Annotated in this window: 16 protein-coding genes; 7 read left to right on the forward strand and 9 right to left on the reverse strand. The window is 64.8% G+C overall.

Features of this window, described 5'->3' with window-relative positions; genetic code table 11:
- Nucleotides 1-214: 214 nt before the first annotated feature.
- Complete coding sequence (locus tag BANT918_RS04320) at nucleotides 215-718, reverse strand: CaiB/BaiF CoA transferase family protein (protein WP_233430346.1); 504 nt, start codon at nucleotides 716-718, stop codon at nucleotides 215-217.
- 247 nt (nucleotides 719-965) lie between these two features.
- Between BANT918_RS04320 and hutU the strand changes: the two genes are divergently transcribed.
- Nucleotides 966-2,687 carry a urocanate hydratase gene (gene hutU / locus BANT918_RS04325; RefSeq protein WP_101619096.1) on the forward strand — a complete coding sequence of 574 codons (1,722 nt, stop codon included), beginning with the start codon at nucleotides 966-968 and terminating at the stop codon, nucleotides 2,685-2,687.
- A 244-nt stretch (nucleotides 2,688-2,931) separates the two neighbouring features.
- On the opposite strand, the gene BANT918_RS04330 is transcribed toward hutU, so the two are convergent.
- The gene (locus BANT918_RS04330; RefSeq protein WP_101619097.1) at nucleotides 2,932-3,810 is read right to left on the reverse strand and encodes an SDR family oxidoreductase; all 879 of its coding nucleotides are present in this window, start codon (nucleotides 3,808-3,810) and stop codon (nucleotides 2,932-2,934) included.
- Between the two features lie 213 nt (nucleotides 3,811-4,023).
- Here BANT918_RS04330 and hutI point away from each other — a divergent pair, with 213 nt between their 5' ends.
- From hutI to BANT918_RS04355, 5 genes are all read left to right on the forward strand, one after another.
- Nucleotides 4,024-5,325: an imidazolonepropionase gene (gene hutI / locus BANT918_RS04335; protein WP_418904410.1), complete on the forward strand. Its 1,302-nt coding sequence runs from the start codon at nucleotides 4,024-4,026 to the stop codon at nucleotides 5,323-5,325.
- An 87-nt stretch (nucleotides 5,326-5,412) separates the two neighbouring features.
- The gene (gene hutH, locus BANT918_RS04340; protein WP_101619243.1) at nucleotides 5,413-7,098 is read left to right on the forward strand and encodes a histidine ammonia-lyase; all 1,686 of its coding nucleotides are present in this window, start codon (nucleotides 5,413-5,415) and stop codon (nucleotides 7,096-7,098) included.
- 1 nt (nucleotide 7,099) lies between these two features.
- Nucleotides 7,100-8,317, forward strand: a complete 1,218-nt coding sequence (locus BANT918_RS04345; RefSeq protein WP_101619098.1) for an allantoate amidohydrolase — start codon at nucleotides 7,100-7,102, stop codon at nucleotides 8,315-8,317.
- Nucleotides 8,314-9,750, forward strand: coding sequence for an amidohydrolase family protein (locus BANT918_RS04350; protein ID WP_101619099.1), 1,437 nt, complete (start codon nucleotides 8,314-8,316; stop codon nucleotides 9,748-9,750). Before BANT918_RS04345 ends, BANT918_RS04350 begins: the two co-directional genes overlap by 4 nt.
- A 3-nt stretch (nucleotides 9,751-9,753) precedes the next feature.
- Complete coding sequence (locus tag BANT918_RS04355; RefSeq protein ID WP_101619100.1) at nucleotides 9,754-10,503, forward strand: IclR family transcriptional regulator; 750 nt, start codon at nucleotides 9,754-9,756, stop codon at nucleotides 10,501-10,503.
- Nucleotides 10,504-10,865: 362 nt separating this feature from the next.
- On the opposite strand, the gene BANT918_RS04360 is transcribed toward BANT918_RS04355, so the two are convergent.
- Nucleotides 10,866-12,521, reverse strand: coding sequence for a BCCT family transporter (locus BANT918_RS04360; protein WP_101619101.1), 1,656 nt, complete (start codon nucleotides 12,519-12,521; stop codon nucleotides 10,866-10,868).
- A 227-nt stretch (nucleotides 12,522-12,748) separates the two neighbouring features.
- Between BANT918_RS04360 and BANT918_RS17325 the strand changes: the two genes are divergently transcribed.
- Nucleotides 12,749-12,910, forward strand: a complete 162-nt coding sequence (locus tag BANT918_RS17325; protein ID WP_167389377.1) for a hypothetical protein — start codon at nucleotides 12,749-12,751, stop codon at nucleotides 12,908-12,910.
- 84 nt (nucleotides 12,911-12,994) lie between these two features.
- Here the strand turns inward: BANT918_RS17325 and BANT918_RS04370 are convergent, their stop codons facing one another.
- From BANT918_RS04370 to BANT918_RS04395, 6 genes are all read right to left on the reverse strand, one after another.
- Nucleotides 12,995-13,360 (reverse strand): type II toxin-antitoxin system death-on-curing family toxin, encoded by a 366-nt coding sequence (locus BANT918_RS04370; RefSeq protein WP_101619103.1) that lies wholly within the window; start codon nucleotides 13,358-13,360, stop codon nucleotides 12,995-12,997.
- A complete protein-coding gene (locus BANT918_RS04375; protein ID WP_101619104.1) occupies nucleotides 13,357-13,560 on the reverse strand; it encodes a CopG family transcriptional regulator in 204 nt (67 codons plus the stop codon). Before BANT918_RS04375 ends, BANT918_RS04370 begins: the two co-directional genes overlap by 4 nt.
- A gap of 82 nt (nucleotides 13,561-13,642) precedes the next feature.
- Nucleotides 13,643-14,023: a VOC family protein gene (locus tag BANT918_RS04380; protein ID WP_101619105.1), complete on the reverse strand. Its 381-nt coding sequence runs from the start codon at nucleotides 14,021-14,023 to the stop codon at nucleotides 13,643-13,645.
- 247 nt (nucleotides 14,024-14,270) lie between these two features.
- On the reverse strand, nucleotides 14,271-14,561 hold the full coding sequence (locus BANT918_RS04385) for a hypothetical protein (protein ID WP_208618007.1): 291 nt from the start codon (nucleotides 14,559-14,561) through the stop codon (nucleotides 14,271-14,273).
- 14 nt (nucleotides 14,562-14,575) lie between these two features.
- Nucleotides 14,576-15,097, reverse strand: coding sequence for a hypothetical protein (locus tag BANT918_RS04390; protein WP_101619106.1), 522 nt, complete (start codon nucleotides 15,095-15,097; stop codon nucleotides 14,576-14,578).
- A 108-nt stretch (nucleotides 15,098-15,205) separates the two neighbouring features.
- The gene (locus BANT918_RS04395) at nucleotides 15,206-15,829 is read right to left on the reverse strand and encodes a class I SAM-dependent methyltransferase (protein WP_233430347.1); all 624 of its coding nucleotides are present in this window, start codon (nucleotides 15,827-15,829) and stop codon (nucleotides 15,206-15,208) included.
- Nucleotides 15,830-15,835 lie beyond the last annotated feature (6 nt).

A 15,835-nucleotide genomic window follows, 5' to 3' on the forward strand; every position in this document is an offset into this window, starting at 1 on the left:
CACAACTCGTTTCGAGGTTCAGATCACACGTTTCGTCCGATATTTCGGAAATGTTGGGTAGGCGGTGCTTGGGTGACTCAGCGCCGAGGCTGCTCGCCGTGATCGCGCACGCGGGCCCTGCCTCGGCGTCTGGTTGCTCACTTTGCGTGCAAGGACGACTCGGTCTGCAAACGAGAGGCCTGTCTGCAGACGTGCCTCTCGTTCGCAGACCGAGTCATGGCGGGGCGTTGGTGGGGGAGCCGTCGGGGAATCCGGTGGCCGACATGAGGCCGCTCAGCGCCTGGATGACGGTGTCGTAGGCGGGTCGCTTCGCCTGAGTGCCGGTCTGTCCGAAGCCGGAGATCGAGGCGTAGACGACGTCCGGCTTGATCGCTTTCAGGTCCTCGTAGGACAGGCCGAGTTTCGCAGCGACCCCGGGCCGGAAGTTCTCGACGACGACATCGCAGGTGCGGATGAAGTCGAGCAGCTGTGCGTGCGCACTGGGGTCCTTGAGGTCGGCCTCGATCGAGAGCTTGCCACGATTGAGCGAGGTGAAATAGGTCGATCCGGTATCCGTGAAGGGACCCAGATGCCGGGAGTCGTCACCATGGCCGGGCATCTCGATCTTGTACACTTCGGCGCCCTGATCGGAAAGCATGGCCGTGGCATAGGGTCCGGCGAGGACGCGCGAGAAGTCGGCGACCCTGACCCCGTTGAGAAGTTGCTTCGTTGCAGTCATGAGGTCAATCCTCGAGGCGGGTCTGCCCGAAGACAACGGTGTTCCGATGAGATTCGTCCGATATGTCGGATGGTCAATTGTCCGAAATATCGGACAGAACTTGATTCAAAACACTTTCACATTTCTCTTCACGCGTCAGAATGGATCGTGTAGTCAGAGAAGACAGCGCAGGGGCCGATGGTCTCGCGCCACGATCGATCTCCATGGACGATTCTGCTCCATCGGACACGACGACAAGGAGAGCCGTATGACCACCAAGCCAGGCTTCACCCAGCACGACCCCAGCCGCGTGATCCGCGCCGACCGCGGTACCGAGATCACCGCCAAGAGCTGGCAGACCGAAGCCCCCAAGCGCATGCTCATGAACAACCTCGACCCCGAGGTCGCCGAACGTCCCGAAGACCTCGTCGTCTACGGCGGCACAGGCCGTGCGGCGCGCTCCTGGGAGGCCTATGACGCAATCGTGCGCACCCTCGATGACCTCGAGGACGACGAAACCCTCCTCGTCCAGTCCGGCAAGCCGGTCGGCGTCATGCGCACCCACGAATGGGCGCCACGCGTGCTCATCGCCAACTCCAACCTCGTCGGCGACTGGGCCAACTGGGAGCACTTCCGTGAGCTCGAGGCCGAGGGCCTGATGATGTACGGACAGATGACCGCCGGGTCCTGGATCTACATCGCCACTCAGGGCATCCTCCAGGGCACCTACGAGACCTTCGGGGCCATCGCGCAGAAGCGCTATGGCGGCACGCTGGCCGGCACCCTGACCATCACTGGTGGCTGTGGCGGAATGGGTGGAGCCCAGCCACTGTCCGTGACGCTCAACGGAGGTGTCTGCCTCATCATCGATGTCGACAAGACTCGCCTCGATCGTCGCAAGTCCAAGCGCTACCTCGACGAGGTCGAAACCGATCTCGATACCGCACTCGCCAAGGTCATCGAGGCCAAGAAGAACAAGCAGGCCCTGTCGGTCGGGCTCGTCGGCAATGCCGCAGAGATCCTGCCGCTCATCCTCGATCGCGACGAGGCCGCAGAGGTCGACATCGTCACCGACCAGACCTCGGCCCATGACCCGCTGTCCTACCTGCCTATCGGCGTCAGCGTCGATGACTGGCGCGAAGAGGCCGAACAGGATGCGGAGAAGTTCACCATCCGCGCCGAGGAGTCCATGGCCAAGCACGTGCGTGCCATGGTCGAATTCCAGGACCGCGGCGCCGAGGTCTTCGACTACGGCAACTCGATCCGCGATGAAGCCCGCAAGGCCGGCTACGATCGTGCCTTCGAGTTCCCCGGCTTCGTCCCGGCCTATATCCGCCCGCTGTTCTGCGAAGGACTCGGGCCCTTCCGCTGGGTGGCACTGTCCGGCGACCCGAAGGACATTGAGGTCACGGACAAGGCACTCAAGGAGCTCTTCCCGGACAACGAGCACCTGGCCACCTGGCTCGACGCCGCGAACGAATACGTCGAGTTCGAAGGTCTGCCGGCCCGCATCTGCTGGCTCGGATACAAGGAACGCCAGCAGGCCGGTCTGCTGTTCAACCAGCTCGTCGCCGAGGGCAAGATCTCGGCCCCGATCGTCATTGGCCGCGACCACCTCGACTCCGGATCGGTCGCCAGCCCCTACCGTGAGACCGAGTCGATGCTTGACGGCACCGACGCCGTGGCCGACTGGCCGCTGCTCAACGCCATGGTCAACGCCTCATCGGGTGCCACTTGGGTCTCCATCCACCACGGCGGCGGCGTCGGCATCGGCCGTTCCATCCACGCCGGACAGGTCTCCGTGGCCGATGGCACCGAACTGGCTGCCAAGAAGCTCGCCCGGCTGCTCACCAACGACCCGGGAATGGGCGTCATCCGCCACGTCGATGCCGGCTACGACCGTGCTGCCGAGGTCGCCGAAGAGCGTGGCATGCGAGTGCCGATGATCCCGGAACTCGACAAGCGCGACGAGGAGTCCGCAGCACAGTAAGCCCACGGGGTGGCGTGGCTGTTCTGCGGAAAGGCCACGTCCCGTCCGTTGCTGCTCGGTCTGAGTCTGAGTGATCGCGTTTGAACCCGATCACTCAGACTCAGACCGAGCTCTTTCGTCCAGCGGCGACGTGCGTGGTATGGGGCCACCGGTGTCTCGCACCCCAGGGCTCAGGACTCAGGGCACTCAGGGCACTCAGGGCCCAGGACTCAGGACTCAGGGCCCAGGGCTCAGGACCCAGGGCTCAGGAGTCGAGGAAGAGGTCGAGTTGCAGGTCCTCCTCATTCGCCGCCCCACTGTAGACCGAGAGATCAGTGATCCCCTCCTCACGCAGAGCCTCCTCGTCGATGAAGAAGTTGCCCGTCGTCGTGCGGGGATCACGTGTCAGGATCGCCCACGCCGCGTCCGACATGATCCGCGGGCTGCGGCTGCGAGCCATCACCTCTGCCCCGCCTAGGAGATTCGCGATCGCGGCGGTCCCGATCGTGGTCTTGGGCCACAGGCTGTTCGCAGCGATCCCGTCTGCCTTGAGCTCTTCTGCCAGGCCAAGAGTCACGAGCGACATTCCGTACTTCGCCATTGTGTATCCGAGGTGCTGCCCCGCCCACCGCGGGTTGAGGTTGAGTGGTGGGGAGAGCGTGAGGATGTGCGCGGCGCTCGAGGACTTGAGGTGAGGCAGTGCGGTCTTGGCCAGCATGAACGAGCCGCGCGAGTTGATCGACTGCATGAGATCGAACTTCTTCATCGGCAGATCCTGCGTCGACGACAGGTCGATTGCGCTGGCATTGTTGACCACGATGTCGATCCCGCCGAAGGTCTCCGCGGTCTGCGCGACCGCCTCTGCCACGGAAGCATCGTCACGGACATCGCCGATGATCGGCAGGGCTTTGCCGCCAGCGGCCTCGATCTGTTCGGCCGCCGTGTAGACGGTGCCCTCAAGCTTCGGATGCGGCTGTGATGTCTTCGCGAGAATGGCGACGTTGGCCCCATCCGCCGCCGCGCGCAGCGCGATCGCCAGGCCGATTCCGCGGCTGCCGCCGCTCATGATGATTGTGCGTCCGGCCAGTGAGCGTGTGGATTCAGAGGGGGATTCTCCCGCGCCGAGGTGGCTGTCAGTGCTCATCGTTGGTCTCCTTTGTCCGTGGTTCGATGCTGAGGGTGTGTGTTGCAGACTACTCGTCGGGCACATCGTTTGCCTATGCTTCTTCCCGGGCGGGTGCATCGAAGGAGGCCGAGTCGCCGATCACTTACTGTCCGAAATATCGGACAAATTTTGTCGATCTCGGTTCAGCAGCAAGCTCACCCGGTCCATACTGAAACTGAACTACTCTCGACCGTGAAGGACACTCCCTTGCAGCTCATCACCGGGATCAGCGAACTGGTCGTCAATGACCGTGCCGACTTCGGCGCCCTCGGCGTCGTCGAGGACGCCGCCGTGCTCATCGACGAGGGCCGGGTTCTGTGGTCGGGGCCGTCCGCTCAGGCGGACAGCGCTGTGCAGGGCCACCTCGGCGATGCCCGATCAGACTCGTCTGCGACCGCGACCCTCGACGATGATGACATCGAAAACGGCACCCTCACCTCAACCAGAGGTGGGGTCGAGCTCGAGACGATCGATGTGGGCGGCAAGGCCGTCATCCCCGGCTTCGTCGACAGCCACAACCACCTCATCTTCGCCGGCGACCGCTCGGCGGAGTTCGCCGCGCGCATGGCCGGGCAGAAGTATTCGGCCGGTGGCATCGCGACGACCGTCGCCGCCACCCGGGCCGCCAGCGATGAGGAGCTCGAGGCCAACCTCGTCCACCTCCTCGACCAGGCGACCAGGCAGGGCACGACGACCTTCGAGATCAAGTCCGGCTACGGGCTCACTCTCAAGGACGAACTTCGGGCGCTGACGATCATCAACCGGCACACCGAGGAATCGACGCTCATCGCCGCCCACGTGGTCCCACCCGAATACAAGGAGAACCCGGGGGGCTATGTCGACCTCGTCATCGACGAGATCATCCCGGCCGCGACGGGTCACGCCAAATGGATCGACGTGTTCTGCGAGAAGGGGGCCTTCACCGAGGACCAGACCCGGCGCATCATCGAGGCAGGCAAGGCCGCGGGAATGAAGCCGCGACTGCACGCGAACCAGCTCACCGAGGGTGGAGCTCTGCGACTCGGTGCGGAACTCGGCTGTGTCTCCGTCGACCACGCGACCTTCGCCTCGGATGAGGACCTTGCGGCTCTCGCGAAGTCCGAAACCGTGGTCACGCTGCTGCCGAGCATCGAATTCTCCACCCGTCAGCCCTACCCGGATGCGCGCCGCTACGTCGAGGCCGGGGTGCGTCTGGCGATCGCCACGGACTGCAACCCTGGGTCAGGTTTCTCCAACAGCGTCCCCTTCGTCATCGCCATCGCTGTGCGCGACATGCACTTCACGCTCGAGCAGGCCGTCTGGGCGGCAACGGCAGGAGGCGCCAACGCCCTGCAGCGCACCGACGTGGGCCACCTCGGCGCCGGCGCCCGGGCAGACCTCGTCATCCTCGACGCTCCCAGCTACCGCCACCTGGCCTACCGGCCCGGCGTCCAGCTCGTCGAGCGGGTCATTCGCGGCGGCGAGCTCGTCGCCGACAACCGCCCGCGAGGCTGACCCAGCAGGCAGGCTGCCGGCCTCCTGCGTCCCCGCCGTCCAATTTCGCCACACGAACATATGAATCTCTCAACCGAAAGGTCCCAGATGTCAGTCTTCATCGATCTTGATCCCGATACCCTCACCTTCGCCCAGGTCGTCGACGTCGCCCGCCATGACGCGAAGGTCGCCCTCAGCGAGACCACCCTGGCCCGCGTGAACAAGTACCGTGAGGCCATCGACGCTCTTGCCGCCGCGGAGAAGCCCGTCTATGGAGTCTCCACCGGATTCGGGGCACTCGCCCAGCGCCACATCCCCGCCGAGCTGCGCACGCAGCTGCAGAAGTCCCTGATCCGTTCCCACGCGGCCGGCGTCGGCGAACCGGTTGAGCGCGAGGTTGTGCGAGCCCTCATGCTCCTGCGTGCTCGCACCCTGGCCACCGGCCGGGCGGGTGTGCGCGCCGAGGTGCTCCAGACTTACGTCGACCTGCTCAATGCCGGCATCACCCCGGTCGTCCACGAATACGGCTCGCTGGGCTGCTCGGGTGACCTCGCACCACTGTCGGCCTGCGCGCTTGTCGTCATGGGCGAAGGTGTGGCCGCCGGACCTGACGGAGTTGCCGGACCTGCCGACGAAGTCCTGAAGAAGGCCGGCATCACCCCGGTGACCCTGGCCGAGAAGGAAGGACTGGCGCTGGTCAACGGCACCGACGGCATGCTGGGCATGCTCATCATGGCCCTGACCGACCTGGAGAACCTGCTCACCGCCGTCGACGTCTCTGCGGCCATGAGCATCGAGGGACTCTTCGGCACCGACGCGGTCTTCGCCCCGGAGCTCCACTACGCCCTGCGCCCCCACGACGGCCAGTCCGCCGCGGCCGCGAACATGCTCACCGCTCTCAAGGACTCCTCCATCACGGCCAGCCACCGCGACTCCACTCACCTGGTGCAGGACGCGTACTCGATGCGCTGCGCCCCGCAGGTCAACGGCGCCGCCCGAGACGCCGTGGCCTTCGCCACCGGCGTCGCCGAGCGCGAACTGCGTGCGGCCATCGACAACCCCGTCGTCCTCACCAACGGCATGGTCTCCTCCAACGGCAACTTCCACGGCGCACCCTTGGCCCACGCACTGGACTTCCTCGCCATCGTCGCCGCCGATGTCGCCTCGATGTCCGAGCGCCGCACCGACCGGATGATGGACGTGACCCGCAACCAGAACCTCACCCCGTTCCTCGCCGACGACGCCGGCGTCGACTCGGGCCTGATGATCGCCCATTACACGCAGGCCGCGATGGTCTCCGAAGCCAAGCGAGGCGCCAGCCCGGCCTCGGTGGACTCGATTCCGTCCTCAGCGATGCAGGAGGACCACGTCTCCATGGGCTGGTCGGCCGCGCGCAAACTGCGCAAGGTTGTGGACAACCTGGCCAGCGTCATCGGCATCGAGTTCTACGCCGCCTCCCGGGCCTGCGATATGCGCGAGGCCGCCCCTGCGCCGGTCACCGGAGCCGTGATCTCCACAATCCGCGAGACAGTGCCCGGTCCCGGCCCGGACCGCTTCCTGTCCCCTGAGCTCGCCGAGACGATCGCCAAGGTCAAGGACGGCTCCCTGGTCGCTGCCGCAGAGTCGGTCACGCCGATGCAGCACACCGTCACCGAGGCTGCCGGAACCTGGCTGCCAGAAGGCGGATCACCTGCCGTCAACGACCCCGAGTTCACGTCGTTGGGCAACCTCAACGCAGCGGCCGAGGCCTCAGGCACGGACGCTGCCACGACCCATCAGGACGGAGCGAACTGAGATGAGCGACGTCGTCTCCCTCCTGTCCCAGATCGAGGACACCGGCCGTGACACCCGCGGACCCGGATACCAGCGGCCCGGGTTCTCGAACACCGAACGTGAACTGCGTGACTGGTTCCTCGCCGAGGCGGCCCGTCGCGGCCTCGACACCGAGATCGACGCCAACGGCATCACCTGGGCGTGGGCGACGCCGCCCGGTGAGAACGCCGTCGTCACCGGCTCTCATCTGGACTCCGTTCCAGGTGGCGGTGCCTTCGACGGGCCCCTCGGTGTCGCCTCGGCGCTGGCGGCCTTCGACGACCTCAAGGCCTCCGGCGCACTCGAGAGGGCCCAGCGGCCGCTCGCGCTCGCTGTATTCCCCGAGGAGGAGGGCTCACGCTTCGGTGTGGCCTGCCTGGGATCACGTCTGCTCACCGGCGCCATCGACGCGGACCGGGCACTGGGACTCAAGGATGCCAACGGTGACACGTTCGCCGACGTCGCGACGGGCTACGGACTCGACCCGAACCGCATCGGCACCGATCACTCGCGACTGTCGACAGTCGGATCCTTCATCGAACTCCACGTCGAACAGGGCATCGGGCTCATCAACACCGACCAGGCGGTGGCGATCGGATCCTCGATCATCGGCCACGGCCGCTGGCACTTCGCCTTCTCCGGCCAAGGCAACCACGCCGGCACCACCCCGATGAGCCACCGGGCCGACCCGGTCGTCGCCGGCAGCCGTGTCATCGGCGACATTCCGGTCCTCGCCGCCAGCCACGATCAGGCGGTGGCCACCGTCGGCCGCACCCTCATCCACCCGGGCGGGACGAACGTCATCGCCTCGGGCATGAGCTTCTGGCTCGACATCCGTCACGCCGATGACGCCGTCGTGAAGCAGGTGCTTGAGGCGATCTTTCAGCGCGCGCAAGCCCACGCCGGCGACACCGGCGTTGAGGTGTCCATCTCCCAGGAGTCGTACTCACCGACGACCTACTTCACAGCCGAGCTCAACGACCGTCTGCGCACGGCGCTTCCAACCGCACCGCTGCTGCCCTCCGGTGCCGGGCACGACGCGGGCATTCTCGCCCCGCACGTGCCCTCGGCGATGCTCTATGTGCGCAACCCGACCGGCGTCTCCCACGCTCCGGAAGAGGCCTGCGAGGACGAGGACCAGCGCGCTGGAGTCTCCGCCCTGGTGAAGGTTCTCGAAGGGGAACTCGGAGTGGCATCATGAGCACACGTTTCTGGTGCGAATCGGCCTGGGTCGACGGTCAGGTCGCCACAGGCGTCCTGCTCACCGCCGATGAGACAGGCACCCTGACCTCGGTCGAGACCGGAATCGACACCCCGCCCACCATCGCCGAGGTGGTTCCCGGCTTCACTCTGCCCGGTGGAGTCAATGCCCACTCCCACGCCTTCCACCGCATCCTGCGCGGTCGGACCCACGGCGACGGCGGCACCTTCTGGACGTGGCGCGAAGTCATGTACTCCGTGGCAGCCCGGTTGAGCCCGGAGAGCTACGAAACGGTGGCTCGCGCCGTCTTCGCGGAGATGCTCGCCGGCGGATACACCTCGGTGGGCGAATTCCACTACGTCCACCACGCACCCGACGGGACCCCGTACGGTGCATCAGCCGCAGACGATGAATCATCCGCACCTGAGGAGTCGGAACGTCCCCGCGGGGACGCGTCGGTCAGCCTCGATTCAGGTCGCGCCCACGCAATGGAACGGGCGCTGGCACGGGCGGCCGCCTCGGCGGGACTGCGGATCCGACTCCTCGACACCTGCTATCTCACCGGCGGCATCGACACCGATCTCTCCGCTGAACAGGCCCGGTTCGGTGACGGCACCATCGACGGATATATGGACCGTCACGCGGCTCTGTCCGAGGCCTTCGCCACCGAGTTTCCGGTCGAATCTGCTGGTGGCAGCTATGTTCACGTCGGCTCGGCGATTCATTCGATCCGCGCGGTCCCGGCAGCGAACCTGCCCCGCTTCGCAGAACTCGGCGGACCCGTGCACGTGCACCTGTCCGAACAGCCGGCGGAGAATGACGCCAGCCAAGCCGCCTATGGCACGACCCCGACGCAGGTGCTCGCACGTTCGGGGGTCGTTGCTTCGAACCTCTCGGCCGTCCACGCCACGCATCTCAGCGAGGACGACATCGCGACCTTGGGCGGGGCACAGGCCTCGATTGTCATGTGCCCGTGCACGGAAGCAGATCTTGCCGACGGCATCGGCCCGGCACGCGAACTCGCCGACGCCGGAGCGACGATCGCGATCGGCTCCGACCAGCACGTCGTGCTCGACGCGCTGCGCGAGACCCAGGGCCTGGAAGCCGGTGAACGACTCCGCAGCGGCCAACGCGGCCGGTTCTCCCCGGCCGAGCTCATCACCTCGCTGACGGAAGGCGGGGCACGCAGCCTCGAGCTGCCGGTCGGTGAGCTGGCTGTCGGCAAGGCGTGCGACTTCATCGCCATCGACACCCAGACCATGCGCACCTTCGGATCGGTGGGGGAGCAGGCCATCCTCTCGGCCACCTCGGCGGACATCGCCATGACCGTCAGCGGTGCCCAGGTGCGCGTGCGTGACGGCGCGCATACCGCACTCGGGTCGATTGCCGACCTGTACAGGGCTGCGTTCGCGGCCCTCGGGATGGAGGACTGAACCGTGGCTGAGGTTCCGGCACTGCGACGCTCGATCGCGATTCTGCGGCATCTGGCGGCGTCGAACCGTCCGATCTCTGCCGGAGCCCTGGTCAGGTCCTTGGAGATTCCGCGTTCGAGTGCCTACGAACTGCTCACCGTCCTTGAGGAGCTCGGGCTCGTCGTCCGCACCGAGTCCGGCTACGTGCTGGGTGCCGGTGTGCACGAACTGGGAAGCTCCTATCTGCGCACGAACCCGCTGCAGCGGTTGGCGCAGCCCATCGTTCGGCAACTGGCCGACGACACCGCGGCGACGACTCAGCTAGCGGTCATCCGCGGTTGGGAAACCGTGTACCTGCTCAAAGAGCAGTCGCTGAAATCGGTCGCGGTCATCACCGCGACCGGTGTGCGCATGCCCAGCTATCTCACCGCGACCGGGCGGGCGATATTGGCGAATCTGCCCAAGTCAGAGGTTTTGGCGATGTTCCAGTCCGAGTCCGGATTCGTCACCCGCACCGGTCAGGGACCGACGACGGTGAAAGCGCTCAACGCGATCCTGGCTCAGGACCGCCGAGCTGGCTGGGCGATCGAACACGGCGAGGTCACTCCGGGGATCTCAACGATCGCCGCCCCCGTCTACGACGTCCTCTCCCGCCCGATCGCCGCGATCGGCCTCTCGCTCGCTGGTGATGCGCTGAGCGAGGAGACCGACACCGAACCGCTCGTGGACAAGGTCCTCACGGCCGCCGCCGAGGTGACCGCGAAGCTGCGGTGACCTCTCAAACGAGAGCGGCGGGTGCTCGTCCCAGCGCCTCGACATGCCATGTAATCGAGCGGACCAATTAGCGTCGAGAGAGTCAGTTGTAACTGGTTCTCTCGAGATTAAGTGGTCCGCTCGATCAGGCCCGGGTTCCATTCGCTATTCAGAACTCATAACTGGCACCCTCAGTTGTTATGAATCAGAAGTGTTGTTCATAAGAGTAACGACGGCGCTTGATGAGCTCTGTCGCCGTCGAGGTGACCGCCAAGCTGCGGTGACCCTCAAAAAAGAACTAACGAGCGGACCATCGAGCCAGGAGAGAACCAGTGAAAGCTGGTCTCCCGATGCTCAGTGGTCCGCTCGGTGAAACTTGGGGGTCAGAGTCCCAGTGCGCGCCTTTCGCGGGCGACTTCCTCAATCACCTGGTGGTCATTGCGCAATTCCCTGATCAACGCGATGCCGAGGATGATGACGATGATGGTGAAGGGAACCGCCGAGAGCATCGCCGCCTGCTGAAGTGCCTGCAATCCGCCGACGAACAGCAGCACGATGGCACAGGCGCCGGTGAGGAAGCCCCAGGTGGCGATGACCGGGCGGCTCGGGTTGAACGAACCCCGTGAGGACAGCGAACTGAGGACGAAGGTGTTCGAGTCGGCCGAGGAGACGAAGAACAGGATCACCATGATGATGGTGAAGACCGATGTCAGCAGCGACAGCGGCAGTTCGTTGAGAAGACTGAAGAAGGCCGTGTCGAGATTGGACGCAGTTGCCTCACCGATCGTGGCCCCGTCCATGTCCAGCTTCATCGCGGAGCCGCCCATGATGGTGAACCACACGAAGAACACAGCACTGGGGACGAGGAGGACCCCGGCCACGAACTGGCGGATCGTGCGGCCCTTCGAGATCTTGGCCAGGAAGATTCCCACGAACGCGCTCCAGGACAGCCACCAGGCCATCATGAAGTAGGTCCACCCGAGCATCCACTCGCTGTCGGAAGCACTCGATGGCGTCATGAAGCTGAGCTTCAGGAAGTCCCCGGCGAAGGAGCCGACCGAGCGCACGAACAGATTCGCGACGAACCCGCTGGGCCCGGTGATGAAGACGAACAGCCCGAGCAGAGTCGCCATGGTCAGAGTGATCTGCGAGATGTATCTGATGCCGCGGCTGACCCCGGTGAACGCCGATCCGGTGAAGAGCAGGGTGAGCACACCGACGACCACGATCTGCAGCATGATCGTCGTATCGATGCCGAACACCGCATTGAGGCCCTCACCGATCTGAGAGGCGCCGAGGCCCAGCGACGTTGTCGTTCCGAACAGAGTGGCGATGATGGTGAGGATGTCGATGACCTTGCCGACCCAACCGTCGACGAGGCGGCCGAGCACTGGCCGCAGCATTGTGGAGACCAGTGCAGGGCGTCCCTTCCTGTGCGTCGAGTAGCCGATCGCCAGACCGAAGACGCCGAAGATGGCCCAGGCTTGGAAACCCCAGTCGAGGTAGGAGAACTGCATGGCACGCACGGCGGCGTCCATGGTCTCCGGCTGAGCCAGGCCGTGAGGAGGCACCATGAAGTGGGACATCGGTTCGGCCACACCGTAGCTGACCAGGCCGATCCCCATGACTGCGGCGAGGATCATCGCCAGCCAGGACATCGTGGTGAACTCCGGACGGGAATCGGCAGAACCGAGACGGATGCGCCCGAATCGGCTTGCGGCGGACCACACGAGCATGACGATCGCGGCGAAGGGCACCACGAGGTAGATCCAGCCGAAGCTCGATGACACGGCGGTCATCGCCGTGGTCATGATGTCGCCGAGGCTGTCGGGCGACACCGTGGCCCAGATGACGAAGGCGATGACGAACGCCACCGACCAGAAGAAGACGGCGCCGACAGGGTTGTGCCGAGCGGAGTCTGCATCCGGTGCTGCTGCCAGCTGGGTGTCGGTGGTAATTGCCGCGGGGTCAGGCTCCGAATCGGCCTCAGAACCGGGGGCAGGTTCGGGCTCTGGTTCGTGGTTGTCCAGCATCGTCATCGTGGTCTCCAAGCTCGAGTCCGCCTCGGCGGCGGGCAGGAGTCTTCGTCAGGGGGCGGTGGGGGTAGTGCGCAATGGCAAGAAACAGGCTCCGCGAACTGGGGTGTTCGTGGAGCCTCGTAGGTGACGAGTGTATTCGCCTTCGCGTGGAATTGCCGCCTCGTTTCGGCACTTCGATGAAGAGTGTGAGGTATCTCGCTGCAGCCGTAGAAGTTCAGATTTCGAGTGTGAGCTGCCACCTGCTCTTCCTGTGCCCGTCCAGGTTGGGAGAACCGGTGACTCCGCCGCGGAGCAGCCCGGCGATCGAGCGCACACTGGTCGTGGTCCACCGCAAGCGCGGCCCGCTGCCGGCCGTCGCCGAACGCTTCCGGCAGAGTCTGCTGTCGTAGAGCTGGGGCGGCCGAGCGCGACATTGAGCGAGATGTCGCTGAGCGGTACGACTCGTGGGGTAGCGTCCGTCCATGTCCCAGTGGTCAAGCGCGCCAAGTTCTCAATTTCGCCGCGATGTCGGCGGTCTCTATGCCACCACTCGCGACCGAAATGACGAGATCGTAGGCATCGTCATCCGGCGCATCGAATTCGACGCCATTGAGATCGTAGAAGACCGCTGGGCTGAGCCAGCCCAGCCGCTTGTTGCCGTCAACGAGAGGATGATTTCGAACGATCGACTCCAGCAGAACAGCGCCTTTTTCATCTGCGGATGGATAGACCTCAGTCGCCCAAAGAGTGGTCGTGGGCCGATGCGCAGCAGAATCAAGCAGGCCGAGGTCGCGTACCGGTCCGACGTTGAGATCGGCGACTAGTTCGAGGAGATCTTCGGTTCGAAGGTAGACAGTCACTTGCCGAGTCGGTCGAGCAGATCGCCATACCGTTCGCGGGCGCGCTTCGAAGCCTCACTGACCTGTGCCTCGTGGCCTCGTCGCTCGGCCACCTCGTGGATTGCATTGATGACGAGGGCCTGGCGGCTTACCCCGTCCTGTTCGGCGAGGCGAGCCAGGAGCTGCTCGTCGTCCTTGTTCAAACGCAATGTCATTGCCATAAATCTATGATACCAAAGTGGTAGCAGAATTGACGAGGGCGCTTGGTGGAGTCGGCGCTGACCTTGATAGTCGCGCTTGTCCTCAGAAGTATGGCTTCGTGATGAGCTCGAGAAAATGGTCGGCCGGATCGAGGAAATAGACCCCACGCCCGTCATGTCCGGAGTTTGTCTCCTGCAGACGAGTCCGCTGTGGGTCCGCCCAGTAGTCGAGGCTGCGTTCTTGCAACAGTCGGACTGCCCGATCGAAGTGGTCATCCGTGCAGAGAAACGCCATATGCACGGGTGAGAACTCATAGGGAGGTGGCGGTGCCGCGAACTGCAGCATGACTCCGCCGGAGAGCATGATGTTGGCGAAGACTGCCCAGGATTCAGTGTGTTCGGCTTCGAGGATGTCGACGTAGAACTGAGCGGATTCGGCGGGATCGGCGGCGACGATGATGGTGTGGTTGAAGGTTGCTGACATGATGTCCTTTCGCAAATTGGGCCCGACAAGGTGGGGCCGGGGCTGAGGGCCCGACATGATTGCGGGCATAGCGAGCTGGAGCTCGGCGAGGGAGATCTTTTCGAAAGGGGTGGGCCGCGAATATCGTATTCGCGTCCACGGCGACTCAACGGTCGACCGGGTGGCCGATCCGTGAGCGGCTGAGAGCCTGTCCGGTCATGGTCCACAGCCTAATCGACTTGAGGGTCAGTTGCCGGTGCGATCGTGCTCAGGGGCATCGCGAACTAGTGATTGCGAACGTCGAGTACACGATGTGCTCAATCCCGGAAGCTTCCAAAGCCATCGACGGTCGCGCCCCGATCCCTCGCTGAGGCGGGTCGATGATCACGCAGTCCGGTCGTTGGTCGGTAGCCAGGTTCGTCTCGACGAACTCCGGGGCACCGCCGGCGACGAACTCGGCCGTGGCGCCCGGCTGTGAGCCGAAGCCGAGCTCGGCAGCACTGATCTTCGCTGATTCGACAGCCTGCTCGCTGATCTCGCCAGTCGGAACCGTGGCCAAGCTGCGCGATGGCGTCAGGCGACGGTGAAGCTGAGGATCATGAAGATCCCGAAGGAGACGAAGGGTGCCAGTGCGGCGATGGCGATCGCGACGACTCCCTGCGTCCTGGCGCGGCTGGTGGCAACAGACACGATGCCCATGATGAGGCCGGTGACTCCGAGTGCCGCACACAGGACCTGAAGGCCGGCGAGTGCGATTGCGAGATTCTGGTACCAGCTGGGAGTATCGGCGAAGTAGTAGCCGTTCTCGTTCTCCATCGGGCCGATGGTGACGCCGAGGACGATCGAGGCGAGCAGGGACAGTCCTGCGGAGACGATGGTGACGACCAGGGCGACTGTGCCGAGCAGCGGGCGGTTCGCGCCTGCGGGTGAAATCCGGTCGTGATCGGGCTGCACGCCTGGTGAGGTGGGTGCCTGACCGACGGCACTGCTGTGAACGACGCCGTGCACGTGATTTCCCCGCGCTGCGGTGTAGGGCTGCTGTGCGGCCAACTCGTCATCGGTGGGCTGGGGATACGTGAAATCCGGCGAGGTCATGTCTTCGACACTATCCACGCCGGCCACAGCCCGCCCATGCGGCTTGCCTGTGACCGAGGTCGGGAAAACCTGACCATCAGGTGAGGACAGGACTGGCCGAGGGGTTCCCTACCGTTCGGCCGCGATGTGGAATCGCTTCTGGGTCACCGCGATCGGAGAGCTGCGGGCCGCCAGCCGGTCGAGGGCTTCACGATTTCCGGCCACGGTGAATCCGGGGACATCCCAGGGGATGTAGGCGAGGTACTCGATGACTGCCTCGACGTCGGCGAATTCCATCGTGCCGGTCCACTCGTCGGCATCGGTGATGGTGAAGCCATGTGCTTCGAGCCCGTCGATGCACGGTTCGAGTCGGTTCTCCGGCGCCTGCGGTGCGCCGCCGAACCAGTGTCTGAACTCGGAGGCTTCCGTGCCGTCAACCTGCTGGGTGAGGAAGCCGCCGTCGGGTGCGATGACGCGAGCGAGTTCTGCCGGGTCATAGCTCTCATGCCGGTTCATCACGAGGGTGAAGAAATCGTCGGGCCACGGCATGGCCTCCCCGGTCTCGCTGTCGTACTCACGAACCTCGATGCCGTATTCTGCCAGCGCCGAGGTGGCCAGCTCCAAGTTCGGCTTCCACCCTTCACTGGCATGGACCGAGGATCTGCGATTGATGAAGCCTCCAACGGTGCTGACACGTTTGACGACTTCGCTGAGGCGCTCTCCTCCGCCGGTTCCCATGTCGAGGCACGGCATTGACCT

This window comes from Brevibacterium antiquum CNRZ 918, assembly GCF_900169145.1.
Lineage (GTDB): Bacteria > Actinomycetota > Actinomycetes > Actinomycetales > Brevibacteriaceae > Brevibacterium > Brevibacterium koreense.

Excerpts from the sequence above, each read along its gene's own strand:
- BANT918_RS04320 (WP_233430346.1), bottom strand. The coding sequence starts at position 718 with ATGACTGCAACGAAGCAACTTCTCAACGGGGTCAGGGTCGCCGACTTC.
- hutU (WP_101619096.1), top strand. The coding sequence starts at position 966 with ATGACCACCAAGCCAGGCTTCACCCAGCACGACCCCAGCCGCGTGATC.
- BANT918_RS04330 (WP_101619097.1), bottom strand. The coding sequence starts at position 3,810 with ATGAGCACTGACAGCCACCTCGGCGCGGGAGAATCCCCCTCTGAATCC.
- hutH (WP_101619243.1), top strand. The coding sequence starts at position 5,413 with ATGTCAGTCTTCATCGATCTTGATCCCGATACCCTCACCTTCGCCCAG.
- BANT918_RS04345 (WP_101619098.1), top strand. The coding sequence starts at position 7,100 with ATGAGCGACGTCGTCTCCCTCCTGTCCCAGATCGAGGACACCGGCCGT.
- BANT918_RS04350 (WP_101619099.1), top strand. The coding sequence starts at position 8,314 with ATGAGCACACGTTTCTGGTGCGAATCGGCCTGGGTCGACGGTCAGGTC.
- BANT918_RS04360 (WP_101619101.1), bottom strand. The coding sequence starts at position 12,521 with ATGACGATGCTGGACAACCACGAACCAGAGCCCGAACCTGCCCCCGGT.
- BANT918_RS04375 (WP_101619104.1), bottom strand. The coding sequence starts at position 13,560 with ATGGCAATGACATTGCGTTTGAACAAGGACGACGAGCAGCTCCTGGCT.
- BANT918_RS04380 (WP_101619105.1), bottom strand. The coding sequence starts at position 14,023 with ATGTCAGCAACCTTCAACCACACCATCATCGTCGCCGCCGATCCCGCC.
- BANT918_RS04390 (WP_101619106.1), bottom strand. The coding sequence starts at position 15,097 with ATGACCTCGCCGGATTTCACGTATCCCCAGCCCACCGATGACGAGTTG.
- BANT918_RS04395 (WP_233430347.1), bottom strand. The coding sequence starts at position 15,829 with ATGCCGTGCCTCGACATGGGAACCGGCGGAGGAGAGCGCCTCAGCGAA.